The sequence below is a fragment of the Peribacillus sp. FSL K6-5616 genome, from assembly GCF_038008245.1.
Lineage (GTDB): Bacteria > Bacillota > Bacilli > Bacillales > DSM-1321 > Peribacillus > Peribacillus frigoritolerans.
Genome location: NZ_JBBOYT010000003.1, coordinates 69,702 through 96,429 on the forward strand (window position 1 = coordinate 69,702; position 26,728 = coordinate 96,429).

Consider the following 26,728-nt stretch of genomic DNA (forward strand, 5'->3'; position numbering starts at 1 on the left):
AGACATTGGCCTCCCCCATTAGACCTTATTAAAAAACCCATTTAGTTTTTTTAATAAGGTCTAATGGGGGAGGTTTTTCATTTTTATTAATGCTTTCAAATGAAAAAATTCCTACATGCGGTACCTCCAATATTTTATCCTATGAACAGAGATGAGGAGACTATTGTGTCATTTTCCTAATTAGAGCATAAAGTGATATTACCCATTTAATTCCTCCTTGAAAATAAGGAGATGTTTCTATATGTCAGGTTGTAAACACGATTGTGACCACGATTGTGACCACGGTTTTGGATTTGGTGGAGGTTTCGCCTTTATAGTCGTTTTGTTTATACTCTTAATCATTGTTGGAGCTAGCTGTTTCGGTGGCGTTGACCAATGCTGTCCTGCCCCCGTTCATGGATATAGCGGTTTCTGCTAAAAAGAGTATGAAAAAAGCCGACCTTTTTTGGTCGGCTTCTTCAAATTTGAAATCAACTACAAGCGACCTAATTGGCGTGATGCTTGTTGAACTAACCTGCTCTAGTTCATTAAGCAAAAATACCACCAAATGGAAGCCACGGTTCTCAACTAACGCCCCCGTTAGCCACCCATGAATCGCAAAAATCAGCGATTCACTACAAAGAATGAGGTTGGTTAGGAAGTGTCAATACTGGTACTGACCTAATCCAGTCACCCCTTATTTTAATGGTAGTTTCTTAAGACTTATTGTAGAGTTGACACAAACTGTGAAGGAGTGAATGATAAGGAGTGCTAAACCTGATTGTTGTGGGTAATGCGGTAAAATCATTGACGATATTAAAACAGGAGAACCGAGATGGTGCAATGATTGTCAATAATTTAGTAAGCAGTTCGACAAAATGGGGGAAGTGTTTACTCTCGGATTTTATATAATTTTACTTGTCATTCATGACAATCCAATATCGAGCATTGGATTGTACAATTGGATTAAAGTAAAAAGATCCGAAGTAACACTTCAAAAATATGAAGAAGTATTTGTATGAAAGCTTCAAACAAAACTTCTTTAGTATTGTCCCCCATTTTTTCACCACCTTGGCCTAATTATATTTGTTAAAACCAAGCGATGGTACAGGTATTTTATGGAGAGTAGAGTTGACACAAACTGTGGTTGTCAAAGTCAAAAAAGTAATTATTCCCCGGCCAGGAATAATTACTTCAATAATAATCGATATTGTAAGTAATAAAGGATATTGTAAGTATATGCAGCAATATTTGAAAGGTGAAACTATTAACTGTTTGATGAACAGTACGGTACGAATACACTACGCTTGTTTAACTAAACTGTCTTTTAAACAAACTTTTTCCGGGGGTGATTTGGACTCACTCCAATCAATAAGAAAGTGAAATAGTTGAAGGATTGCTGGTATGATGTCACTAAGGGGGGCAAATAAGTGTGACTTACCAGAATCAAGACATAAAAAGGCACCCCCTAATTTAGAAGGACAAGGAGGTATGTTGTCGACGTGAATGAAAATCAAGTCGTAAAGAAAAATAAAATTGGTACGAATACATAGAGGCTCATAGTGAAATTATTGCAAAGCGCTGTAGTGGTTGTAGGGAAATGAAGGAGTTAGAACACTTTTCTAATGTTTAGGCGGTACGCGTAGCAAATGAAAACCATGTCTTGTTGAATACGGTAAAAAATACAGCGAAAAAAGGCCTGAATATACAAAAAGATATTATGAGAAAAATGGAGAACGTATACGTGAACGTGCTAGGGAACCTATCTTATGCTAGGAGAGACAGAAAGTAAACAGAAATACCCATGTACCAATTTTTGATACAGGGAGGGCTTCCATCCCACTCCTGAATGTGTTTCTCACATTGTAACTTACCAGAACAACAAAGAAATCCTGTACCCACCTTGCTGGAAACAGGAGTAGAAGACATTTAGGTGTACCAATACTGTGCCACCGAACCGGCTTTATTATTCAAACTGTTTCCAGGACACACGAACCCCCCTCATGATTAGGCAATATCATAAGGGGCGTCGGAAGATATTGCAAAGATTTCATGTTTTCCTATATAGGATATATCCTATGCCCATAGTGAAAAATACGTTACTCACTTTATATAAAAAAAGGGCCCCAGCTACAGAGTTAAAGTGGTTTTCTCTAAATACTACCTGGCCTTTTCCTGGAGAATAAACTTTTAGATAAGAAAGTTTAAACCGCGATTACTTATGTTTTATCTCTTCATCATTCTCCTCGTGCTTCGCTCTAAATGATCTATTTATTGCTACTAATATAGTGGTTAGTATGAGTAAATGAATCAAATTTACTGGGTTGCCAAATGGATCATGTATGTATATTTCTTTTGTGTAGATTAATCCAATAGCAAAGATGATTCCAAATAAGATTAATAGGTCGTCTAGTAAATGTGGAAATTTTTTAAGCATGTCAATACTCCTTTCATTATGTCAAATATCACCATTCCCTTATTTTATCAATTTTATTCGTAGCATTACTTAAGCCTATAAAGGGTATGGCTCCCATAAATAAATGACCAAGATCAATCCAGCATCACAACAACCCGAATTCCTTATTAGATTCGGGTTGTTGTGATGCATAGTTTGTGTGTTGAAACATTCATATAAAAAGTGCATAAAGGCTTCAGTTCATTGTAAACAAGGAGGTGTTGCTACTGATCCGTCGAACTTTAAATTGGTAATTAAAAAATCATACATTCATATCCAAGTGAAAAATTACCCTTGATGAACTAAGGAGCAGTTTAGTTGAAGAGTTATATTGCATATTTAGTTACCCGGTTGAGCATCTTATTAAAGGACCTTTTGGTTTAATTCAAAATTGGAGGGATTTTTTTATGGATAATAACACTAAGAAAAAAATTGAATCTGAGGTTAAAAAAAGTGTGGATATTGAAATTGCACAAGAATTAAGTGACTTTAGAAATCAATTAAATAGTCTGCAAAGTTCACTTTCTAATCTACAACAAAGGCAACAACAATCCGGCCAACAAATGGGAAATCAACAAGGGCAACAACAGTCTGGCCAACAAATGGGGAATCAACAAGGGCAGCAACAATTTGGCCAAATGGGACAGCAAAACCAACTACAATGATAGCTTTATAAATATTAAATTCTCAATATTCAACCCTTTTTCTTTAACATTTCACTATTCACTTTAAAAAATACACTTCAAAAAGTGAAAGCTAAAAAGATAAAAAAATCCTTACTATAAATAAAAAACCCGACCAAAAATGGACGGGTTTTTCTTATTCGCTAAATGTAATCACAAACAGTGCAGCACAACAACCCGAATCCAAGAAGGAATTCGGGCAGAATCTTCAAATATTGCATTTGAAGATTTTAGGTATTAGGCGAATGCCTTCTATAGTTGCCATGTTGATAAGTCTTTCAACTCAACTTTCCACGCCATCTAGTTATCAGTAGTTGACAATGACGGTTCCAGAGGGTTAATTCGATTAAGTTCACTCACTCTATGATAACTAAACAACACTCAAGTTTGTTCCATTATCCGAATTAACGACAAAACTATAGGACTTGTATTAACCATTGTGGACACATTTTGAAATATTTAAACATTGTTTTGGTTTAATTTGTTGCACAGTCCGAATACACTACGCTTATGGAACCATCTAACCCGAAAGTTTCATAAGAAGAAACTACCCTAAAGACAGCTCCGATCTTCAGCTAAAGCACCTGTTACTTAAGAACAAAATTTATTTATTCAGCACTAATATTCCTATTTTTCTTTTTAAAATAAACGAATTAAGAATGGTTAACCCTAAAAATTATAAGAAACATATTTGTAGAAATAATGTCTCCTGCTAAATTTAATTCATCAGCTATGTAGAAACTTATTTTCATGGTTAACAAGAAAAAGGCTTCCGCAGCAACTCTTATTTTATTTGAGCAAAGGCTTCATTGTTTGACGAGTTTCTTCTATTATATAGTGATCTTTTTAAAGTCTTTTTTCATATTCCTTAACCAACTTATAAAAAGTTGTCTTTTTAACGCCTAATTCCGCCATGGCATTCACAGCTGTCATATCCCCTGCTTTCCATAAATCATAGACTTCTTTAAACTCTTCCGTTACTTGAGCTTTCGGACGGCCGAAGGGTACACCGTTTTTTAAAGCCACATCAATTCCTTCACGCTGCCGTTTTCGAATACGGTCTCGTTCCTCTTCCGCCATCCAGGAAAGGATTTGTAAAACAAGATCTGCAATGAATGTTCCTAAACTATCCTTAAATTGAGTAGTATCTAACAAAGGCATATCCATAACCACGATATCTGCCTGGATGTTTTTTGTGATGTCATTCCATTCCTGAAGAATCTCTTCCTTGTTCCGTCCAAAACGATCAAGTGAATGAATGTAAAGAACATCCCCTTTCCGGATCATTCGTTTTAATAATTGATATTGGACTCGTTCAAAATTTTTCCCACTTTGTTTATCCATAAAGATATCTCGTTCATCAAGGCCCTTTTCTTTCATGGCTTGAAGTTGTCGTCCTTCATTTTGATCTTTGCTGCTGACTCGTATGTACCCAAATTTACGAATATCCATTTTTTTACTCCTTATCTACTTTTCTTTCTCTTATTCTATCAAATGCGTTCGTAAAAGTGTATGCAAAACAAAGAACGTTCGCTAAGTGTTTTTAAACTTTAACGAACGTAAAAAAAAGAGGATTTTATTGAAAAAATTCCCGTTCGTAAAAGTGTACTTTTACGAACTTCGGTACAAACTAAAAAGATAGATTATTAGTTTACTTTAAATTAAAAATTTCAAAAAACTTCGGAGAAGTATAATTTTATGAAGTTTTTTGATTGTTACGAATCTCCTTATTGTTCCAAGCATATAGTTTATAGGGGTCCTACCAACAAAAAGCGAAAAACATACGCTAAGCAAATTTCGACATAAAGAAAGCCGATTTTTCCTACGTTAAGGAAGTATCGGCTTTTATTACTGTAAATCACTTATACAATAGTTCACTAAATTCTTTCTTTTAGTTCGAGTGGAAAAATAATACTACACTGGGTTCCTAGTTGAGGTTTACTATCTATGTAAAGATCTCCGCCATGAGCTATAATAATTTGTCTTGCAATAGCCATCCCTAATCCAGTTCCAGAATTATTAGAAGAGGCATCTGTTCCTCGGAAATACCGATCAAATAAGTGATCAACAGTTTCTTGATCCATGCCGACCCCATCATCCTCGATTAAAACACGAATTTGTCTTAGATGAGACAAGTCTTGATGAACTATGACTTTAATTTTAGTTTCGGGAGGATTGTGTTTAATACTATTTGCAATTAAGTTTTCAAATGCGCGCTTTAGGTATCTCGTATCCATTTTAAGAAAAATTTCTTCTTTATTTGTTTCAAATGAAAACATCTTGTTTTTTGATTCTGGCAATCCTTTGAGTTGTTCCAAAATGTCTTTGATAACATTTACTAGGTTTTTTTGTTCAAGTTGTATCGGAATAGCATCATTTTTTAATTGAAAAGTTAAGTTGAAGTCTTCTATTAGTTGCTCCATATATTCCACACGTTCTTCCATGGTTTTAGCAAAGTGACGTACTTTTTCTTGTTCCCAATCATATTCCTGTGCAGATAATAAGACAGTATATCCTTTAATAACAGATAGGGGAGTTTTTAAATCATGAGAAACGCCTGTCATCCATTCTTCCCTTGTTTTTTCTAATAACTTCCTTTCTTCCTCGTTTTTCTTAAGGGTTGTTGTTAGCCCTGAAAGAGCCTGAGTTAATTCTTGATACGTTTTATACTCTGCTTTATTCCGGCGGCTCTTCTTGGAATGAAACTTCAAATAATAAGAGGGTTCTTCATATTTACCTTTAGATAGATTGTCAATCCAAAATACAATATATAGTAAAGGAGCACCTAATTGTTTTCCAAAAAATAAAGCAATTAAAATTCCAATTATAATAATGGAAAGAATCCATAGATTATTCATCCAATAAAAAAATGGATTATTATTAGCCATTGGTTTCCCTAACACCCATGTTAGATCCTGATTGTCTATGGTTTTATACCATGTAGACAACTGATAGCCCTTTTTAGCAGGGTACAGGTAATCAGACACTAGTTCCCCAGGAATATAATGATCCGGCACATTTTTTGGTTTTTTAAAGGAAAAAACTTCATCACCCTGTTCATCCAATACTTGCATCCACATTTTATTTTTTTCTAAATCCTCTTTTATTTTCGAGCTTACTGAAAGGCCTTGATCAACAACAACCGTATCTTCAACAATTTTGCTAATCGATAATTGTGGAGTTTCTGTTTTGTTATGTCCAAGAAAGAAGCTGAATAGAACGATGCTGATCACAATGAGTAAACCCCAAATAAGCATTAACCAGAAAAGTCGTGATACAAAGTAATATGCGACACGATTTTTTAATTTCACAACAAGTCCTCATTTGTTGTTACTTCAAATATATACCCTAATCCCCGAACCGTTTTAATCCATTTAGGTCTACTAGGATCTTTCTCTATTTTTTCACGTAAACGTCGTACATGTACCATCACCGTACTATCTCCACCATAAAATTCCCCCCATACATCTTTATATATTTGATGTTTACTCAAAATCTGGTTAGGATGTTCGCAAAAATAGAATAAAAGTTTCATTTCCTGAGTAGGACATTCTATCCTTACACCATCAACAATAAGCCTTCCAGTATTGGGATCTATTTTTAAATAGCCATAATCGTATACCTTTTTACGTGAATGTGGTGATGGAATTTGAGTAGAACGCCTTAATTGGGCTTTCACACGAGCTACTACTTCTAAAGGATTAAAAGGCTTTGTAATATAGTCATCGCCTCCAAAACTAAATCCCTGCAATTTATCTAAATCTGTAGTTTTAGCCGTTAAAAACAATATAGGTACATCTGTATCTGAACGAATTTTGCTACATAGAGTAAACCCATCAATATCCGGTAACATAACATCTAACAATATAATGTGAGGATTTTCATGTATAGTTTTTACCAGAGTCTCGGCTCCTGTATTGGCTTTTAAGATATTTTGAAATCCTTCCTTTTCAAAGACGACAGTTAATAAATCTAGAATATGCTGATCGTCATCAACAATCAGAATTTTATGATCTTCGAGTTTGAAAGTCACACTTGTTCCTCCCTTCTATCTTAGTATTATTTTACATTAAACATAAGTTGAAGTAGTTGTTATAGGAAAGAATTTATATTCTGTTTAGGATTCAGAATAGTCAAACCATTACGTAACCCTTGATACTACGAGGATGTGGCATAAATAGAAAGTAATTTTCGGGGCAAATCGTTAAGTAAATGTTTAGAAAGAGTTTCGTTCATGTTAAAAAAGTTTCGTTTACGATTGAAATGAGGTGAGGAACAGATGAATGATCAAATAATAATGACAAATGAGCTAACCAAAAAGTATAAGAAGCATACTTCTGTGGACGGGTTGAACTTAAGAATTGAACGTGGACAAATTTACGGCTTTCTTGGACCTAATGGCGCTGGAAAAACAACAACGATTAGAATGTTGCTAGGATTAATTAAGCCAACTAAGGGAAATATCGAAATTTTTGGTCAAAACCTGAACAAAAACCGGCTACAAATTTTACAAAGAATCGGATCGTTAGTAGAGTCTCCAACGTACTATGGAAACTTAACTGGTCGTGAAAATTTAGAGGCTGTTCGTAGATTACGGGATCTTCCGGAAAAACGGGTTAGCGAAGTGTTGGAAATTGTAAGATTAACCAAAGTGGCAAACCGACTAACAAAAGAATATTCGCTTGGAATGAAGCAACGTCTCGGTATTGCTGTTGCCCTACTTAGTAATCCAGATTTATTAATACTAGACGAGCCGACTAATGGTTTAGATCCATCCGGTATTCAAGAAATCAGAGAGTTGATTAAGGAGTTGCCGGAGGCTGGAATGAGTGTCCTTGTATCCAGCCACTTGTTAGGTGAAATAGATCAAATGGCAACACAGGTAGGGATCATTAATAATGGAAAAATGATTTTCCAAGATTCGATTGAACGCTTAAGACAAAAACGAAAACCTCTATTAAAAGTTGGAGTTAATGATGTAATGAAAGCAAATGCAATATTAAAAGAACGAGAATTAAAGGCTGATTTACAAGACAATTTCTTGTGGTTATCTCAAACGGATCCGGCATTTGTTTCAGAAATTAACTCTATTCTAGTCCATTCGGGTGTATCTGTATATCGACTTGAGGAAGTGAAAAGAACACTTGAGGATATCTTTTTAGAATTAACTGGTACTGAGGGAAGCTTATGAAAAAGTTATTACAGGCAGATCAATTAAAATTAAAACGTTCGTCGTTTTTGATTATCATTTTATTGGTTCCGTTACTTATCTTGGCGTATGAGTTGGTAAATCTCACCTATCGTGCTGAGTTTGTGGAAAAACAAGCTGAGATGTTCGGTGCTGGTTCTATGTGGATATTTTTATTGTATGACAATAGTTTGTTATTCGGCCTAGGTTTCCCATTAGCCGTCACACTTGCTGCATCAGTGATAGCAAATATTGAGCATCAGGCAAATGGATGGAAACAAACCCTTTCAATGCCTATATCAAGGGGAAAAATTTATTTGAGTAAATTTATTTGGCTAACTATTAGTCTATTTCTTTCCACTACTATTTTTCTGACCGGTATGGTTTTTCTAGGAAAGGCTCTAGGATTTGAAGGTGGTATTCCTTGGGGCTTATTAATAGGCGATTGTTACGGTATGTTGATTACCGTTTTACCAATTATGGCTTTTCAATTTTGGTTATCTATGACCATTAAAAATCAGGCTTTCTCGATTCTTATTGGATCTGTTTCTGCTATTATGGGTCTATTTTTAGCAGCTACTCAAACGACAAGGTGGTTCCCTTTAGCTTATCCAATCCAATCATCAACGGTTATATTGCAGTATGAGGGTATAGGGTATAACCCAGATTTTTCAGCCTACCTCGTTATCAATTTGATATTAGGTATAATCCTAATGTTTATAGGTTCTATGCATTTTGCTAAACGGAATGTCCAGTAGGGAGGGATTATTTTGAAAAATGTCTTATATGTCGAACGATTAAAGTTAAAACGCTCCAAGTTGTGGTTACTTTACTTGATAGGTCCCTTATTAGGTGTATTCCTGGCTTATATTAACTTCTTTAAAAACTATGATCTTTTTATGCAGCCTGGAGATAATGCATGGATTGAAGTGTGGACACAGGTAGCGTTATTTATGGGTCCTTTTGTATTACCAATCTTGGTTGGGATATACGCAGCAATTGTTTGTAGAAGTGAACATGTCGGGGGTGGATGGAAGCAACTACTAGCTTTACCGATCAAACATTCAGAGATCTTTTTAGGGAAATTTCTAACGGTGGTAAAAATGGTAATTATTACAATGATAATCTTATTAATCTTTTTTATAGGATTTGGTTATGTAAAAGGAGTCGAAGGCAGTCTTCCGGTTTTTACTATATTTTGGTTCATGATTAGAGGCATTTTAGCGTGCTTGCCATTGATTCTTCTACAACTAATTATATCCATAAGGGCTAAAACATTTGGCATACCATTAGCTGTTAGTATTATTTTTACTCTTCCAGCTATTATTATTGCCAGTACACCATTAGGGCAGATTTATCCATGGACGCAGCCTATGCTGGCGATGTCACCTGAAGATGAATCCCCTATTCAATCTTATTTCTTATTTTATGCACTACTAATTGGAACCTTCATAGTTTTACTGCTTTATGGTTTGCGGAGTTTTGCAAAACGGGACACGATTTAACTGATTCTGGCCGATTTTCTCTTGGATAGTTAAAATCGGCTTTCTTTTAGTGCATGATTTTGATTTGCTGAAGTTATTAGATTAGGACGAAGTTCTTATTTAATATTTTGAATAATTATATAGTTTACCTGTACAGAAAGTCATCAATTTCTGTACATTGAAGAATTTAAGTAGTTTTCTAGCTTTCTATCTACTATATGTGTTCATAAACTCTGTAAAGAAATCTATGTTCAGATATTATCCCTAACATTAAGTTATGTTACGATAAAACAGAAAATTAAAAAACAGAGGGGGAGAAATTAATGAAGGTAGGATATGCTCGTGTTTCAACAGGCATTCAAAATCTTGATTTACAATTAGATGCTCTTAGGGAACATGGTTGCGAAGAAATATTTACAGATAAAATTAGTGGCGCCAAAGATAAAAGACAAGGATTGGAAGAAGTCCTTCGATTTGTACGCTCAGGTGATACGATAGTAGTTTGGCGCTTAGATCGATTAGGTAGAAATATGCAGCATTTAATTAAAATTGTGAATGACCTTAATGACCGAGGCATTAGTTTCCACAGCTTGCAGGAAAACATTACGATGGACAAGGTTAGTGCAACGGGGCAACTTATGTTTCATCTATTTGCAGCCTTTGCTGAATTTGAGCGTAATCTTATTCAGGAGCGATCAGCAGCTGGCCGTGTTGCAGCAAGAGCCAGAGGACGATTAGGAGGAAGACCAGAGAAGTTAGATAAGAAAGAGTTAGAAATGTTAAAGACATTAGTGGCAAATGGGACGCCCATTACGGATATTGCTCAAAGGTGGGGTGTTTCCCGAACAACTGTTTATCGGTATTTAGAAAAGAAGTAAGTCTTTGAATACGAAAGGATGGATGGGGAGGAAATGGCATCAAGAGGGAAAGAATTACTTACAGCAGACCAAAGAGCTGAATTAGTACGGATTCCATCCGATATGACCGAAAGGGAACTGGAAACCTATTATACTTTTTCGCAATATGACTTGGACGTTATTAAACGGCATAGAAGAGATCATAATCGTTTGGGATTTGCTGTCCAATTATGTGTATTGCGCTATCCGGGGTGGTCTCTTACAGATGTTGAACCTATACCAGATTATGTAATCCAATATATAGCAAAACAGATAAATGCTAATCCCGATTCTTTTTCCTTATATGCCCAACGTGACCCAACAAAGCATGAACATATGGAAGAAATCCGACAGGTATATAGATACCAGAATTTTTCTGTAAGTACATATCGGGAATTAGCTCAGTATCTTTTGAAACATGCTCTTCAAAATGGCAATTCCATGTATCTACTTCGAACTGTTCAAGAAGAAATACGGAATCGAAAAATAATTCTTCCTGGAATGACTACAATAGAGAGACTTGTCTGGGAAACTCGTCGGAGAGCAGAGGAAAAGATTTTTAAATCCTTAGCCGGGACCCTTTCAAACTGGCAAAAGAAAAAGTTGGATGAATTTATCGATCCACTAGTGGAAAGCAAGAAAACCCCATTAGCATGGTTGAGGGAAATTCCCGGCCAGTCATCACCTGATTCCTTTCTAAAAGTAATAAAGCGTTTGGAATATATTCGGGACTTGAAACTTCCGACAAATTTACATGAAGTACATCCCAATCGATTGCTTCAATTATCACGTATCGGAGCACGTTATGAACCTCATTCGTTTCGCAGATTTAAAGAAAATAAGAAATATGCCATCCTTGTAGCATATCTAGGAACACTAAGTCAGGACTTAATTGACCAAGCAATTGAAATTCATGATCGGCAAATGATGATTTTACAATCGAAAGGTCGCAAATCACAAGAGGAAATGCAAAAGGAAAATGGAAAAGCAGTTAATGAAAAGGTTGTTCATTTTGCAGATATTGGAGCTGCGCTTATTCAAGCACGAGATGAAGGGCTTGATCCATTTAGCACCATTGAAAAGGTAATGCCTTGGGATAAAATCGTTACTTCCGTTGAAGAAGCAAAAAAGTTAGCACGACCAATGGATTATGATTACCTTGACTTGCTAGAGAATAGATTTATTTATTTAAGAAAGTATACCCCTACTCTTCTTAAATCATTAGAATTTCGTTCTACAAATGCAGCAGAACCATTATTACGTGCATTAAAAACATTGAATGAGATGAATGAATCAGGAAAAAGAAAAGTACCAGATGGAGCACCATTAGATTTCGTCCCAAAACGATGGGAAAAGCATGTGTACGATGAAGAAGGAACAATTAATCGACATTATTATGAAATGGCTGCCCTAACGGAATTAAAAAATCATATTCGTTCAGGGGATGTATCTGTAGTAGGTAGTAGGCTTCATAAGGACTTTGAGGAATACCTTGTTCCTAAAAATGAATGGACAAAAACCAATCTTACAGATACTAGATTAGCAGTTCGCTCATCAGCAGAGGAATACCTTGAGGAAAGAAGGAGTGCCCTAGCCGAACGCTTTACATGGGTTTCAAATAACCTTGATAGTCTTGAAGGAGTAAATATAGAAAAAGCAAAACTTAGGGTAGATCGTTTGGAAAAGGATACCCCAGAAGATGCACGAACCTTCAGTTTATCCTTATATAATATGCTTCCAAGAATTAAGCTCACTGATCTTTTAATGGAGGTAGCGCACTGGACAGGATTTGACGAAATGTTAATACATGCTTCCACCAATCGCCCTCCAAAGGGAGAAGAAAAGGTAATTTTAATGGCTGCGCTTATGGCAATGGGGACGAATATTGGATTGACTAAAATGGCAGATGCTACACCTGGAGTTACTTATCACCAGATGGCCAATGCCGCACAATGGCGATTGTATGATGATGCTATAAATCGAGCACAGGCAACTTTGGTAAATTTTCAGCATAAGCTTGCTCTAGCTTCTTATTGGGGAAATGGCACCACATCTTCATCTGACGGAATGCGTGTACAAGTTGGTGTTTCATCGTTGCATGCTGAAGCAAATCCCCATTATGGCACAGGAAAAGGGGCAACCATTTATCGGTTTACAAGTGATCAATTTTCGGCTTTTTATACGAAAGTCATTAATACAAATGCAAGAGATGCCGTACATGTCATCGATGGTTTGCTTCATCATGAAACAGAATTAAATATTGAGGAGCATTATACTGATACAGCTGGTTATACCGATCAAGTTTTTGGTTTAAGTCACTTGTTAGGATTTCGTTTTGCACCAAGGCTGCGTGATCTAGCCGATGCCAAACTATTTACCATTCAAAAACCAAGTGATTTTCCTGACCTAGAAAAATTACTTCGTGGACGGATTAACATAAAGGTTATTCAAGAAAACTTTGATGATGTACTCCGTTTAGCCCATTCTATTCGAGAAGGAAAAGTGTCCGGTTCACTTATTATGGGGAAATTAGGATCATATGCAAGGCAAAACAAGTTAGCTACTGCTTTGCGAGAAATGGGAAGAATCGAAAAAACTATTTTTATCTTAGATTACATATCTAATGAAACACTTCGTAGGCGTATTCAAAGAGGATTGAACAAAGGGGAAGCAATGAATGGCTTAGCAAGAGCATTATTCTTTGGAAAACGGGGTGAGTTACGAGAACGAGGGCTGCAAGACCAACTTCAACGTGCAAGTGCCTTAAATATTATAATTAACGCCATTAGCGTATGGAATACCGTATATCTTACCGAAGCAACAAATTTGTTGAAGGAAAAAGGAAATTTACGGGAAGACTTACTAAAACATACTTCTCCATTGGGATGGGAGCATATCAATTTTCTTGGTGAATACACCTTTGATATGAAGAAAATAGCAAGTTTACATTCGCTGCGCCCTCTTATTCAATAAAAATAATAGCCGAAGATTTCCTTAGCGTAGGAAATATCGGCTTTATTTATGTCGAAATTTGCTTAGCGTATGTTTTGCGCTTTTTGTTGGTAGGACCCCATATGCCAAAGATAATAATGAATATGCCCAAGAGCAAGTTTTTATCCTACATGCACAAAGCGCAATTCTAGAAGAAGATAATCAAGCAAGGTTACAAAACCCTCTCTTTGAAAATGCTACCGAAGGTGAAATCAAAAATGCAGGAGATTTTTATCTTGAAAAAGACGGTGGATTGTTCGGAGGTTATCATATTTATGCTCGTCCGTACTCCCTTAAAGTATCAGCTAATCAACCGGATACGGTGATTAAATTAAATGGAAAAGAAGTTTTTAAAACAAAAAACGGTCAACTTGAAAAGAATATTAATGGACTAGCGCCAAGTAAATATACCGTTACTGGAACAAAAAAATATGAATTTGTTAATATACAAACAAAAGAAGAAGTGTCTCTTTTCGATGATGAAGAACGTCAAAGTGAAATTGAATTGGATGTAGAGGGGAAAAAGATTGATGTGGAAGCAACCATTGAAAATGTTGAGATATTTGTAAATGGGAAAACCACAGAAAAAAAAGCCGAAATGATTAAAGAGGATGAGGGAGGCTTGTTTGGTAATAGTGATGATGACGAGGAAACAAATTTCGGGCCCGTATCAACGGATGGTTCAATCAAGGTCCATGGAGAAGCTACCTATCCCTGGGGAGCTGCAACAAGTGACGCTCTAACGGTAGATGAAGATACAGTGAGTGTGGATGTTACACCTAAACCATTTGGAGAGAAAGAAAATAAAGACAAAGTTGTACAAGTGATCAATGATTTTGCTAAACAACGAGTTCAAGCGTTAGTTCAACAAAATGCTTCCGTTATTAAAACAGCTTCAGACAATATTGTAAAAACATACGCAGAAGATATCCAGTTCGCTAAATCAAATGAAAATTATTGGAAAGGGATAGCCCTGGGAACACGTATTGACTTCGGAAATATAACCTTATCGAAAGAAAAAGATCAATATCGAGTAAAGCTTCCAGTAGAATTTCATAGTGAACAAAAAGAATACTATGGATTTAATGAAGGCGATCCATTAGAAGAAGTGTTTGAAGAATATTTGGTCGTGGCAACGTATGATGAAAAATCTAAACAATGGACGATAGATGAATTAGATGATTATTATTCCGATGATGAATTTATGAAAGGGAAAGACGTTGTAAAAAGTGAATTTAAATAATAAAAAGCCTACGTTCCTTGCTGTTCAAGGATCGTAGGCTTTTTTTCTTGCTTATGTTGCTTTTAAATAAAGTTTGATCATAATACCTCACAAACCAGCACTTTACGATAAATATAAAGGATCCATTTTGAAAAAAAGTTTGATCAAAATGGATTCTTTTCCAGCAGATTTAAGTTTCGTTTTTATAAAAAAGTTGAACATTTTCTACCTGTATTGCTCAAACTTTATTATAAACAACCTGACTTTTTATAATAATAATCCTAATTGATTTAACAAGGATAAAAATATCTACTAGCATTACACTTTGAATTAACCATAAAGTCAGTATCACTCAGAGCTTTTCTTATAAGATCTTTATTATTTGGTATATGGAGAGTTGGAACATTTTTCATAAAATCACGAAAGGCCGGTAAGTTATCCCATAAATCCTTTATGTGCTGTTTAAATTCTTTCGAACTGCAATTTATAATGTCACTCTTATTTTTATATTCCGGATAAACAACGATAACTGGTAGCCCACTTGTAACGATACCATAACTCATTTCTTCCCGTAATGCCCTACTATTTTTGGTTGCTGAACTTAAAAACAAAATAATATTCTTTGAATTATTAAGTCGTTGACGCAGCCTCGGTTTTAATGTCTTTTCCCAATCACTACCATCTCGCACATTATAGGTTTTATCATGTGAGTCTATGAACGGAAAGGTACTATCTGCTGATTTCCAAGCCCTTAATAAATTGTAATATACAAAATCTTTAGTAGCGAAAGCACCCAGTTTACTTTCATTAAACGGTTCACTGACATAAAACGCTGAATAATTACCACTTCTGTATGCCATATCATTCTAATCCCCTTCATATCACAGCAATTATTAAATCCCCTGACTAAATACTATTATTCTCAAATTCCCTTAGCTTATTAAAATCTATGTTTTCTATTTGATTTTCCCTTATAAGAATTTTAACCTTAGACGGTTCTTTGAATTTTACTTTGCTGATTTTAAACGTCCAGAGGATAACTTCGAGTAATTCCTGATTGGTAGCTTTAAAATCCTTATGTCTAGTTATACCTGTTCCTAACAATGGTAGTGCAATCGGGTTTTGATTGTATAAAGAATTGGCTTCATCCCAAAATCTTAATAGGCATGTTGCATATTCTGCTAATCTCAAATTAGCTTCATTTTTTTCATCAAATTTTGAAAATGCAACAAGAAAGTAGTCTTTATCCTGAAAAATACTCCCAAGTTCATACCTTGCTGTCTTTCCACCAAGCCTTCTGCTCACGCCTTCTTCTATTGCTTTCAATCTTGGTTCTTTTGCTACCCTTTTATCAAATGAATTAATTTCTCTAGCAGTTGGATATTTATTTAACAAATAGATTCCATTTAATGAATTTGAAGAAATTATTTTGTCATCTACTTTCGTATCGAAAAACTCATTAAAAGCAATCACTTTATAGCAATCATCCTGTTCGAAAATATCACCAGAAGTAATTTCAATTAATGAACCATCAACATTCAAAGTTATTTCCTTTAGACCTGATGTAACAATGAAATATCTAATAATATAAATAATGGAGATAATTACTAAAGCAAAAAATAAAAATTTATTATAGCTTACTTCAAAAAACGTTAAAATAGCCATAACCACTGTAAATAATAGACCTGGAACAGCCATTGCTTTTTGCCAAAAACTCCAATTCTTTGACAAATCTTTCATTTTAGAAAATCTTTTTTTCATGATTCTTCCTTCTCATTTCTTAGATAGTCTGGATTGTTCATCGAACTAAACTCTTACGGTTCAAAGTAAATAGGACAACTGTAATGAATGCCTTTTATACTAATACTATTATACCAATCTAACCCAGTTTCATCAAATTCTCAATATTTACTTTATTTAAAAATGTGAAACCATTTGATATTTTTCGATTTCGACTTAGCTATGCAGTCATTTCCCAGATGGGAGCACTTTTTTGAAATTCCTACTTCAACTAAACTACATACAACCTTATTTATAAGTTTAGCATTAATGTCCAATTTAATTGTGGAGTGTTACTCAAGAATATGGTCCGTTTACTGAACAAAAAAAACCTGCAACACAGGATTTTTGATATTTATTGTTTATCGAAGTTTATTTAGTTTAATTAAATAATACAAACCATTGTCTCGAATATCTTTGTTGTTTTGAACATAATCCCATGCAGCAGATATACCAATTAAACCTACACTTAACATTGCAGCTATATGTACAGGAATTTGTCCCGTTACTGTACCGATTAATGGAGTATAAGCTTTTGGGTCTCTTAGATCGTTAAATAATCGTTTTAAGACTTGAATTTTCTCATTGTCGGCTTTTTTCTTTAAATCATCGATTAAAGGATTAATTTTGTACTTAACAAGCTCTTTAGCGTGAGTTTCAATATATTTTGTATCAAAATCCTGAAGTAATTCGAAATTTATTCTTTCCATTTCAAAACGAAAATTTTCTAATTCATCTCTTAATTGGTACCTTATTTCAAGAACATCTTCCATAGAAAATTGTGATACATCTGGAAGGTTAAGCTTAATTGCTTCAAAAGCTAATGAAGGGGATTGATGTATACTTTCAGCAATTTTTTTTCGATTAATTAAAACTTCTTCATTATCATAGGTGGATTTCATTAAATTATTAAGTACGTTACTTGTAGTCAAGACTTGATTACCATAAGCAGTGGCTGCCAGAATAGAACTAAGTAAGTCATGATAATATTCCTTAACAAATCGAAGATCAAAAACCGTTTTTTCATCAATGGGATTTTTAAATGTTTCATAAATTTGACGAATTTCAGGGTCAGCAAATTTTATTTCAACCAGCTTATCCCGAACATTCTCACTCTTCCTCGGTTCTGTTCTCTTTATAAAGCAATCTTTAGTTTGATCGACGATAGAGTATGTCTGGCTAAAAATTTGATTTAATAAATCGTCACTGAGCTCTCGTAGGTTATCAATTCTACTTGATAGTATTCCTTCTTGGAATAACAGTTCTGTATGACGACTGAATTCATCATCAGTATAAGTGAAAATTTTTGTCACCTTTGCACTTATCCTTTTTCCTATCAAATCCTTCTTTGGAACAGACGTGTAAGCGCCAAGTGGTTCAACTTCTCCAAAAACATGTTCAATGATTTCAATGCTATCAAAATATAATGCAGCAAATTTAATTTCATCTACCTTTTCTTTAATTAATGGACCAATGTATTGTGTTTTTAGCATGTTTATCCTCCTTTTTTAGTTTTATCTTCGTTCCTATAATATTGAATTTCAAAACCTTTATTTCATCTTCTACTAATCTGCAACTTTAATTCATTAAGCAATAGGCCAACGAAGTTAACCACTAGCGATAATCTCTTCCTTTTTATCTAATTCACCATTATTACCCCATTCTACATAAAAGCCCTAATTACCCTTTTATATCTACCTGCTCGGCATTTAAATTCATTTCTTATTAGTTTCAGAAAGAGTTCGAGTGGTTTTTATGTTAAATTGTTGGGGGTACCCCTTCCAGTAATCGTTTAATTTTTATCTCGTTCTTCTTGATCATTTTAAGATAAACTTCAACAAATCTTTCTAAAGCTTCATCTGAAATTTCTTTTCGTTCACCTATGTTTTCAATTGTTGTTTTATTCACCCTGACCATCTCCTTTAACCAGCGTTTAAAAAGACAAAGAAGAAAAATTGAAAAAGCCCCTCTTTCGTCAACATCACGATCCGTTAATAAGAACAGTACCATAAACGGTCAGATGTGGTACAAAAATAGATTTTTATAAAAATGATCATAATCAGAGAATGTTTTATTCCAAAACTCATTCCTAAAATCAAATACCAAAAACTTGAAAAGAAGTTGAGTTTTGAGATTAATCTGGTATAGCTAAATGTAACACAATGTTATTATGTTACACGTATTGGTTTAGAATAAAGCAAAAAATCCTACGATCCTGTTCAAGGAAGTAGGTTTTTTTTACTTTTTCTTATTTAATAACTAACTGTTTTTTATATAGATTTAAATATAATTTAGTGCCTTATAGAACTAAACCAGCTAATAGGATGTCAATATCTTTCTCTAAAATTTTCATTTCCCTTATGATATACTATTTTTGTTCATGACAAATAACCCTCCAAAACCCTTTTGGAAGGATTTTTCTCTGTTTCACAAAATCGTTAATCAGGCTAAATCTAGGAATGCTTCTTTTCTCTTTAATAAAGCGTAAATCCAATGAAGCAACTTATTCATACAGGCAACGATTGACACTTTGGCCGGTTTTCCTTCTGATTTTTTCTTATCATAGAAGGCTTTAAGCTTTTTGTTCCTTGAACTTCTTATGCCACATAGTACGGCAAGATACAGAGAATGACGTAGTCTGCTCGAACCTCTTTTAGTAATACGATTAATGGTTGCCGTAAACTTACCCGATGAGTGAACACTTGGATCTACTCCAGCGAAGGCAACTAGTTTTTTCGGGTGATTAAACCGATCGATTTCACCAATTTCAGAGATAATCGTGGCTGCGGTTTTTTCTCCGATACCGGGAATCGATTGGATGATCTTATATTCTTCCAGTTCATTTGCCAGGGCCACTATACGATCTTCCAACTCAGAGAGGTGTCCCTGGTAATGAAAAAGCAACTCAATATACATACGAAGATTGATTACGTGACTTTGATACACGTTTATTTGAAATGGATTTCGAGACGCGGAGTCCATTATTTTTTTTGCTTTTTCCCATGCCCATTGACCCGATCTGCTAGGACAGAACTCTATAACACTCTCTGCTAGTTTACTTTCCCCGGCTGCTAATACCGCCTCTGAAGTGGGATATTCCTTTAATATCAATAAAGAAACCCTTGAATATAGATCCCCAAAAACCTTCCGGTATTCAGGAAACACTTGATCTAAAATGGTGTGAAACTGAAGTTTAGCTTCCACATACATATTCGTTACGATTTCCTGTTGTCTGGACAAATTCCGAAGGTCTAATAGCTGAATTCCTCTAATTTTATGAGGTTCTAAATCCTCTTTGTAATACAGCACACACAACTGGTACGCATCGATAGCGTCCGTTTTTACCTTCCGTAAGCTGGACTTCTTTGCCTGATAAGAAATAATCGGATTTAGTAAGATATATGGAATCCCTTGTTCCTCCAGGTATTGAATAACAGGAGAATGGTAATGCCCTGTAGATTCTAAAATGACCATAGGCATTTGCCCTGTCACCTCTTCAATTTCTTTTAGAAATTCTAAAAAATGATCTAACTCCTCTTTGATATGCTTCATTGAAAAGCTCTTTCCATACGGTTTAGATTGATCTAAAAATGCCTGAACTTGGCTCTCTCCTTTTGCCACATCCAGACCAACAACTGGATTCATTGTTTTTTCCTCCTCTACTTACTAACCAGTACCCCTAGTCCTCCATGTAGTGTCATAGCTTCGCTTGTTATTCGAGATCTGCGTCCCAACCAGCCTCAAACATGTTTCTACAAGTAGGGGGCGGACAGTTTAGTTCACGGGATCAAGTCCCACGCACCCGTACGTCCTACCCTGGCTACTGATATAATAGATTCTATTAAAAAAAGGTCAACCAGTAATTTTTACTGGTCGACCTTATAATACGAACGCACCCGTTAGTTTAAGTACAATCCTTCACAATCTTAATAGAGTAGAACCTATTGAGACACATTCAAATTACCTCTAAATTAGGCTTTATAATGTCTCATAAGACTTGTATCAAAATGCTTATCGTTGTAAATGGGCATTTTCCTGACTCTACCCCAATACGTGTACATAATGTAAAAAGTTCAATATTAATCCTGCAAAAGCAAATAATAGTCCAATGTAAAAAGTCCAAGGATTATCCTCTTTTTCATAATCAAAGGTCCGGTAAGTAATAAAACCAAATAACAATGCTACGATAGGAATAATTATATACTGTGGTCCAAACAAAAAGGAAATTAGACCTAATAATAGAGTTAGCATCCCATAAGGATTTTGTCCTTTTATAGTATTTAAATGCTCAATTTCCTCCGGGGTCAGACCTTCGTGTTCGTATTTAGTTAGTATTCGTTTAAGCATCCCTTGCACCACCCCTTGAAAAATTATGTATAATTAAAACAATCATACCATAATTGTGAATTATTGGTTAAAGAGGGCATGTATCAATGGATAGGTAAGCTACATTAACTGGCTACTCCTTATTTTTATTGAGCTATCCTGCCCCTTTAGTTCCATAAGAAAAGAGCTGCCTTAAAGACAGCTCTGATCTTTAGCTAACGCACCCTTTAGTTTAATATCTTACTTATTTTAAAGGTGTTTTAAACACATAACTTACTTTGTCATAATTCATCTTATCTTCATAAAAACGGTGTGCATCTGTACGCTGTAACCCTGAAGATAGGGCAACACTTTCATACTTATTTTCTTTTGCCCATTCATGAACATATGTAAGTAGTTTTTCACCGTATCCTTTTGACCGTATATTAGTGTCCGTAACCAAATCACAAACCCAAACAAATCTTCCATAATACAGTGTTGTCATTGGCTTAAAACCGGTAACCGCCACAATTTTATGATCATCAAATAAAGCCAACATTTTATATCTATCTACTTCTTGTGCTTCCATTACTAATTCAAGATAAGTACCTTCGTCAAGATGAGTTCGTAACTGCTTCATAATTGGAAATGCTTCAATTATCTCATTACGTAATTTAAGTTCTTTTATTGTTAAAGTATTCAAAGTTAAAACTCCTTTTTTTTGAATTTTTCGTAAATTAAGTCTACATATTTTCTTATTCAACTAAACTGCCCGATAGTTGCATAAAAAAAGCTGCCTTTAAGACACCCGTTAGTTGAAGAAGAATTAAAGTTTTTTGTATTTAATTCAAGAAACGTTCATTGTCATTAATATTCGAGACTCGTTTGTCACAAAGCCGTTTTTTCTAAAAAATAACTCCGGTTTACCTTTGCCTCTCTCGGTTGATAAATATGCGGCATCGACTTTTCTCTGTGTAAGGATATTCCCTAAATATTTTAGTAAACTCGAACCAACCCCGTTTTGTTGGATATTATTTAGAACGCAGATTTCATTTATGTAAAAGTTCTTGCTATCAGCCCATTGCTCTTCATTTCCGACTAAAAAGCCAATCATTTGATTATTAGAATTAAAATAACCTATTCCTATATAGCCAGGAGTCTTACTTATATCTAACAATCGTTTGTAAGATGTTTGAAAACTCCATGGTTCGTTCCAAGGATTAGAGCTAAAAACATTGGTGAAAATCTTTGATACTTCTTCTAAATCTTTTTCTGACAATACACGAATTGTATTCTGCATTAATAATTCCTCCTTCCAATCAATCCTATCAAATTTTTGTTATTAGGTTCCTTTTTTAGTTATATAAATGTACATATTTCCTAATGATTTACCATTTAAAAATAGTTGAAATTTCCCAAATATCTGATGCGTTAAATTAAAAAGAAGTTGATAATATAGATACAAATTAATTTAAATTGATTTCTTTATCTTTTTCTGTACTTTTACGGTGTCTATACATTTAAAAGTTTTAGCGTGCGTGCAATTTTAACAAAAGAGCATGGTTTTTATGCAAGGCTATTTTTGTTAGTAAGTCATGGCCATCGCTTCTTGTTTGATTGATCTGCATGAATGCCTTTCCACAAAATGATGGGGAATGATGGACCCAGCAAAAGTATCTCTAGTTTGCAACTTTTCTAAGATACTTTTTGCGGCCTGATAGCCTAAATCGAAAATATTAATGTCTACAGAAGTCAAGGCAGGTAATGATTGTTCAGAGAAAAGGACATGATTGAAGCTGACAATCGACATTTCCTTAGGAGTCTGTACTCCCACTTCTCGAAGAGAATGCACGACGCCAAGTGCCATACGATCATCACTGATGACCAACGCAGTTGGTGGTTCGTCAATCGATAGTACTTTTTTTGCAGCTGCTTGTCCACCTTCATATAAAAAATCCTCATGTATGGTATATTCCCTTCTTGGAACGATACCAGCCCTTTTCAATGCACGTTCATACCCTAATAAACGATTTAGAGTCATCACAAAGGTTATATCCCCTCCAATGAATCCAATTCTTTCATGTCCTAACTGAATAAGGTAGTCTGTTACCTGTTCGGCAGCCAAGACATTATCGTTATCTACATACGTTATCTCCTCAATAAAATCATAGGGTTTCCCAATGATGACAAACGGAAAAGCCCTTGCTTGTAAATAGGTTAGAATGTGATCATTCATCCTTGAATACATAAGGATTATTCCATCCACCATTCCCCCTTGAACCATATTCACGACTCCTTCGTAGATTTCCTCTTTTGTTTTCCCCGTGCTTAATAAAAGAGAGTAATGCTTTTCCTGAGCCCCTTCACTAAGACCCTGGAGGATTGTCGGAAAAAATGGATTTTGATAAAAGCTATTTGACGAACATGGCAGCACAAACCCAATGATCCTGGTTGATTGTTTAGCAAGACTACGTGCAATCAAGTTTGGATGATATCCTAACTTTTCCATTACCTTACTAACACGTACCTTTGTTTTTTCACTTATACGAGGATCATTTGCAATCACTCGAGAAACTGTTGAAGGAGCAACATTCGCCAGTTGTGCCACATCTTTTATCGTGATGGCCATGCGTTGTTTTCCCTCTCCCCTCTTTAGTTTTTATTGACTTCATTTAAAAAACAATAAACACTTTTCTCATATATTTTAAAATTATACTGTATCTATAATGCACTCACTAAATAGTTATTTCCATACTTTTTTGATTGTTTTTAACTTTTTTCAGAAAATACCCATTTTTCGATTTTTACCTCTTGTAAAAATTAAAAAGAAGCTGATAAGAGATCAGCTTCTAAAAAACCAGAAAATGTTTTGGGAGAGGAAAGAAGCCAGCCGACTATTTTCATTACTCCTTTCAAATTTAGGTTTAATATTATTATATGTTAAATATAGTTCCATTTCATCGTATAAATTTACATATTATAGAACTAACTTCCCTCAATGAAGAAAGAAAAAACGCCGGTTTTCTTCTTTTCTTAGTATTTCACAGTAAGTTATATTAAGTTTTTACCCCGTTAATTTGGTTTCATTATCTAGTAAGGATAAATTTGGACTTCTGAACAAAAAAACTCATGAGCTACTCACTTACAAAAAAGGGTGGATGAGTCATAATATTAAGTAATATGAGCGATATTTTATTTTGAAATTATAATTCATGATAGGCCTCCTGGTTTTGATAATTTTGTCCCTTTAGCTGGCCAGCAACCAAATCACATCTTCATTATTACAAGAATGCTGACACGTTTGTTGAATAAGAAAAAGGTTGCCGCAGCAACCCTTTGTTATACTATGCTCCTTTTTAGTTAAAAACCTAAATCTTCATTTTTAGGCCCTATAACATGTTCATCATTTTCTTCTAATATTTCTACTGGGATCGTATTACTCATGAATATACCTCCTATTTTATATATTAAAGGCAATAACAAAATTTTAAATTTTCTCACTTAAGTTTTTTCTACATTCTAATACGCTCTTCCTCATGAATAAATCAAACTTCCTGAAAAAGTCTTTTGACCCTTCCTTTTTTCTAATTGTTGATAAATATATTTGATTGACCTCGAGGTTGTTCAACTCTCTCGCTCTAATCTATTTATTAATTTTATACCTATGCTACTCTGTTGAAATGAAGGTTAGTTCATTTAGATAAAAAACTTTTCTATTCTCCCAAGCCTCTTCATTTCCAATACAAAAACCCATATTTCTGAATTAGAATCCTCCAAACAAACGATGCCTCTAAACCTAGGAGTTTTAAAGATGGTTTCAATTCTTTGAATGGCATATTCTAAGGTCCAATTCTCATTCCAGGGTGGACTATTAAAAACTTCTATAAAAAGGTTAGCTGCAACATAAATTTGATTTCTTTAAAATAATTATAAATTATCATTACAGTACCTTCTTTTCCTTTAAGAATTTAAGTTGTATTTTTGATTCGGAAAAAAATTTGCTAATAAGACGACTAGATATAAACATTGTAAATGCACCCGTAATTGCCAATACATAATAAACACTTAAAAATTTTGTTAAAAAAGCGATTAGTGGAAATGACAAGAACATTATGAATGTGGATAAAAATTTAGTCATTGATAGCATTGTATTCCTTTTTTCAGATGAAACTTCTAAATTCAAAACATTGCTAGCAATAGGTTCAAGTGTATTATAAATTAAACTCACACCAAAAAATCCAATTAGAACCCAAAAGTTAGTTTTAGTAAATAAAAGCAAAAACATCACAACTGTTGCATTCAAACAAAAACTGAAAACAATCCTTGCTGTAAATTTACTCTCTAGTTTGTATGCGTTAATAGAAGCAACTGCTGCAACAATTGAATCAATTCCGAACAATAAAGATATTATGTATGTAGGTATACCCATTTGATCAAAAAGCACTTGATTATACATGTAATATACAGAACCTATTGCATAAAAGATTCCTATACCAATTAAATATAGCCTCAAATTTGGATTTAATTTCAAAAACAATTTAATTTCTCCAATTAAATCCGAAACCTTTCTAGTTTTATTTGTATTATAACTACTACTTTCTTTTAAATTTAAAGTTATTAACAATGCAATTGACTGACATATTACACCAAACAAGTATACTGTAGACCATGATAATTCCTGGAGAAACCCTCCTATTGACATAGAAATAGCTAACGCTAAAATTACAATAGCAAAATAACGTCCAATGATTTTACTGTAATTTTTTTCGAGTTTCTTATCTTTTAAAGTGTCATACAGTAGGGATTGATCTGCTCCAGAAATACAAGTTAGACCTACTCCGTAAAAGACTTGAGCTACAGCAATTAAATAAAAACTATCAAAAAACATAAATCCTAGCATATAACAAATAATGAACATTCTCGCTACAATTAAAGAGACTTTCCTACCATATTTATCAGAAATAAGTCCGGTTGGAATTTCTGATAAAAATTGTGTTGCGTTTAGAATTGCTTGTAGTATAGCAATTTGTAATAATGAAAAACCCAAATGTGTAAAGTAAATCATCCAAATTGCTCTATCAAAAAAATTATTACCGAAAAATCCAATAAAATAGAGTTTCATTACATTTTTATCATTCGGAATTTTCTGCATAGTTCCTCCTTTTCCTGATATTTCAAAAAAATTAAAACATTGACAATGTTAAAAATTATATTACAATTTAGATTGTACCAAATTTTACATAAAAAGGAGATAAAAAAATGACAAAAACATCAAAAAACATTGAGAACTTTGTAAAAAACTCTGAGGGTAAATCACAAGATCACTACAATCATGTTTCAAAAAACATCGAGAACTTTGTGAGCAACTCTGAAGGTAAATCACAAGATCACTACAACCATGTTTCAAAAAACATCGAGAACTTTGTGAGCAACTCTGAAGGTAAATCACAAGATCACTACAACCATGTTTCAAAAAACATCGAGAACTTTGTGAGCAACTCTGAAGGTAAATCACAAGATCACTATAACCATGTTTCAAAAAACATCGAGAACTTTGTGAGCAACTCTGAAGGTAAATCACAAGATCACTATAACCATGTTTCAAAAAACATCGAGAACTTTGTGAGCAACTCTGAAGGTAAATCACAAGATCACTATAACCATGTTTCAAAAAACATCGAGAACTTTGTGAGCAACTCTGAAGGTAAATCACAAGATCACTACAACCATGTTTCAAAAAACATCG

General features: G+C 34.3%; 21 protein-coding genes and 1 pseudogene. 9 read left to right on the plus strand and 13 right to left on the minus strand.

Annotation, left to right across the window (positions count from 1 at the left end; all coding sequences use genetic code 11):
• Positions 1 to 304 precede the first annotated feature (304 nt).
• Positions 305 to 367, plus strand: a pseudogene (locus MHB45_RS28425) (YjcZ family sporulation protein); the annotation flags it as partial.
• 2,474 nt (positions 368 to 2,841) lie between these two features.
• Entirely contained in the window at positions 2,842 to 3,099 is a 258-nt protein-coding gene (locus tag MHB45_RS27805; RefSeq protein WP_053087435.1) for a hypothetical protein, read from the plus strand.
• An 864-nt stretch (positions 3,100 to 3,963) separates the two neighbouring features.
• Here the strand turns inward: MHB45_RS27805 and MHB45_RS27810 are convergent.
• The 3 genes from MHB45_RS27810 to MHB45_RS27820 all read right to left on the minus strand — a co-directional run bounded on the left by MHB45_RS27810 (position 3,964) and on the right by MHB45_RS27820 (position 7,150).
• Positions 3,964 to 4,569, minus strand: a complete 606-nt coding sequence (locus MHB45_RS27810) for a recombinase family protein (protein ID WP_048686994.1) — start codon at positions 4,567 to 4,569, stop codon at positions 3,964 to 3,966.
• Positions 4,570 to 4,994: 425 nt separating this feature from the next.
• On the minus strand, positions 4,995 to 6,428 hold the full coding sequence (locus MHB45_RS27815) for a sensor histidine kinase (protein ID WP_048686992.1): 1,434 nt from the start codon (positions 6,426 to 6,428) through the stop codon (positions 4,995 to 4,997).
• On the minus strand, positions 6,425 to 7,150 hold the full coding sequence (locus tag MHB45_RS27820) for a response regulator transcription factor (protein ID WP_082162879.1): 726 nt from the start codon (positions 7,148 to 7,150) through the stop codon (positions 6,425 to 6,427). The genes MHB45_RS27815 and MHB45_RS27820 overlap by 4 nt, the downstream gene beginning before the upstream one ends.
• 246 nt (positions 7,151 to 7,396) lie before the next feature.
• Here MHB45_RS27820 and MHB45_RS27825 point away from each other — a divergent pair, with 246 nt between their 5' ends.
• The 6 genes from MHB45_RS27825 (at position 7,397) to MHB45_RS27850 (ending at position 14,919) form a co-directional block, all read left to right on the plus strand.
• Positions 7,397 to 8,308: an ABC transporter ATP-binding protein gene (locus MHB45_RS27825; RefSeq protein ID WP_048686990.1), complete on the plus strand. Its 912-nt coding sequence runs from the start codon at positions 7,397 to 7,399 to the stop codon at positions 8,306 to 8,308.
• A complete protein-coding gene (locus MHB45_RS27830) occupies positions 8,305 to 9,063 on the plus strand; it encodes an ABC transporter permease (protein WP_048686989.1) in 759 nt (252 codons plus the stop codon). The genes MHB45_RS27825 and MHB45_RS27830 overlap by 4 nt, the downstream gene beginning before the upstream one ends.
• Positions 9,064 to 9,075: 12 nt before the next feature.
• Entirely contained in the window at positions 9,076 to 9,810 is a 735-nt protein-coding gene (locus MHB45_RS27835; RefSeq protein ID WP_048686987.1) for an ABC transporter permease, read from the plus strand.
• Positions 9,811 to 10,112: 302 nt separating this feature from the next.
• Positions 10,113 to 10,667, plus strand: coding sequence for a recombinase family protein (locus MHB45_RS27840; RefSeq protein WP_048686985.1), 555 nt, complete (start codon positions 10,113 to 10,115; stop codon positions 10,665 to 10,667).
• 33 nt (positions 10,668 to 10,700) lie between these two features.
• Positions 10,701 to 13,658 (plus strand): Tn3 family transposase, encoded by a 2,958-nt coding sequence (locus tag MHB45_RS27845; protein ID WP_048686983.1) that lies wholly within the window; start codon positions 10,701 to 10,703, stop codon positions 13,656 to 13,658.
• A gap of 58 nt (positions 13,659 to 13,716) precedes the next feature.
• Positions 13,717 to 14,919, plus strand: a complete 1,203-nt coding sequence (locus MHB45_RS27850) for a TcaA 3rd/4th domain-containing protein (RefSeq protein WP_048686981.1) — start codon at positions 13,717 to 13,719, stop codon at positions 14,917 to 14,919.
• 269 nt (positions 14,920 to 15,188) lie between these two features.
• On the opposite strand, the gene MHB45_RS27855 is transcribed toward MHB45_RS27850, so the two are convergent.
• The 10 genes from MHB45_RS27855 to MHB45_RS27900 all read right to left on the minus strand — a co-directional run bounded on the left by MHB45_RS27855 (position 15,189) and on the right by MHB45_RS27900 (position 26,134).
• Positions 15,189 to 15,758, minus strand: coding sequence for a TIR domain-containing protein (locus tag MHB45_RS27855; RefSeq protein WP_048686979.1), 570 nt, complete (start codon positions 15,756 to 15,758; stop codon positions 15,189 to 15,191).
• A 46-nt stretch (positions 15,759 to 15,804) separates the two neighbouring features.
• The gene (locus tag MHB45_RS27860; protein ID WP_048686977.1) at positions 15,805 to 16,659 is read right to left on the minus strand and encodes a macro domain-containing protein; all 855 of its coding nucleotides are present in this window, start codon (positions 16,657 to 16,659) and stop codon (positions 15,805 to 15,807) included.
• Positions 16,660 to 17,039: 380 nt separating this feature from the next.
• Positions 17,040 to 18,170: a hypothetical protein gene (locus tag MHB45_RS27865; RefSeq protein WP_048686975.1), complete on the minus strand. Its 1,131-nt coding sequence runs from the start codon at positions 18,168 to 18,170 to the stop codon at positions 17,040 to 17,042.
• A 265-nt stretch (positions 18,171 to 18,435) separates the two neighbouring features.
• A complete protein-coding gene (locus MHB45_RS27870; RefSeq protein ID WP_162489977.1) occupies positions 18,436 to 18,585 on the minus strand; it encodes a hypothetical protein in 150 nt (49 codons plus the stop codon).
• A 534-nt stretch (positions 18,586 to 19,119) separates the two neighbouring features.
• On the minus strand, positions 19,120 to 20,322 hold the full coding sequence (locus tag MHB45_RS27875; RefSeq protein ID WP_338567219.1) for an IS110 family transposase: 1,203 nt from the start codon (positions 20,320 to 20,322) through the stop codon (positions 19,120 to 19,122).
• 396 nt (positions 20,323 to 20,718) lie between these two features.
• On the minus strand, positions 20,719 to 21,024 hold the full coding sequence (locus MHB45_RS27880) for a hypothetical protein (protein WP_048686044.1): 306 nt from the start codon (positions 21,022 to 21,024) through the stop codon (positions 20,719 to 20,721).
• Positions 21,025 to 21,247: 223 nt separating this feature from the next.
• Complete coding sequence (locus tag MHB45_RS27885; protein WP_048686045.1) at positions 21,248 to 21,685, minus strand: GNAT family N-acetyltransferase; 438 nt, start codon at positions 21,683 to 21,685, stop codon at positions 21,248 to 21,250.
• A gap of 144 nt (positions 21,686 to 21,829) precedes the next feature.
• A complete protein-coding gene (locus tag MHB45_RS27890; RefSeq protein ID WP_063596980.1) occupies positions 21,830 to 22,282 on the minus strand; it encodes a GNAT family N-acetyltransferase in 453 nt (150 codons plus the stop codon).
• 285 nt (positions 22,283 to 22,567) lie between these two features.
• Positions 22,568 to 23,611 carry a LacI family DNA-binding transcriptional regulator gene (locus tag MHB45_RS27895; protein WP_048687472.1) on the minus strand — a complete coding sequence of 348 codons (1,044 nt, stop codon included), beginning with the start codon at positions 23,609 to 23,611 and terminating at the stop codon, positions 22,568 to 22,570.
• A gap of 1,311 nt (positions 23,612 to 24,922) precedes the next feature.
• The gene (locus MHB45_RS27900; protein WP_048687473.1) at positions 24,923 to 26,134 is read right to left on the minus strand and encodes an MFS transporter; all 1,212 of its coding nucleotides are present in this window, start codon (positions 26,132 to 26,134) and stop codon (positions 24,923 to 24,925) included.
• A 107-nt stretch (positions 26,135 to 26,241) separates the two neighbouring features.
• Here MHB45_RS27900 and MHB45_RS27905 point away from each other — a divergent pair.
• Positions 26,242 to 26,728 (plus strand): hypothetical protein (locus MHB45_RS27905; RefSeq protein ID WP_340908207.1); only part of this gene is annotated, 487 nt, incomplete at its 3' end.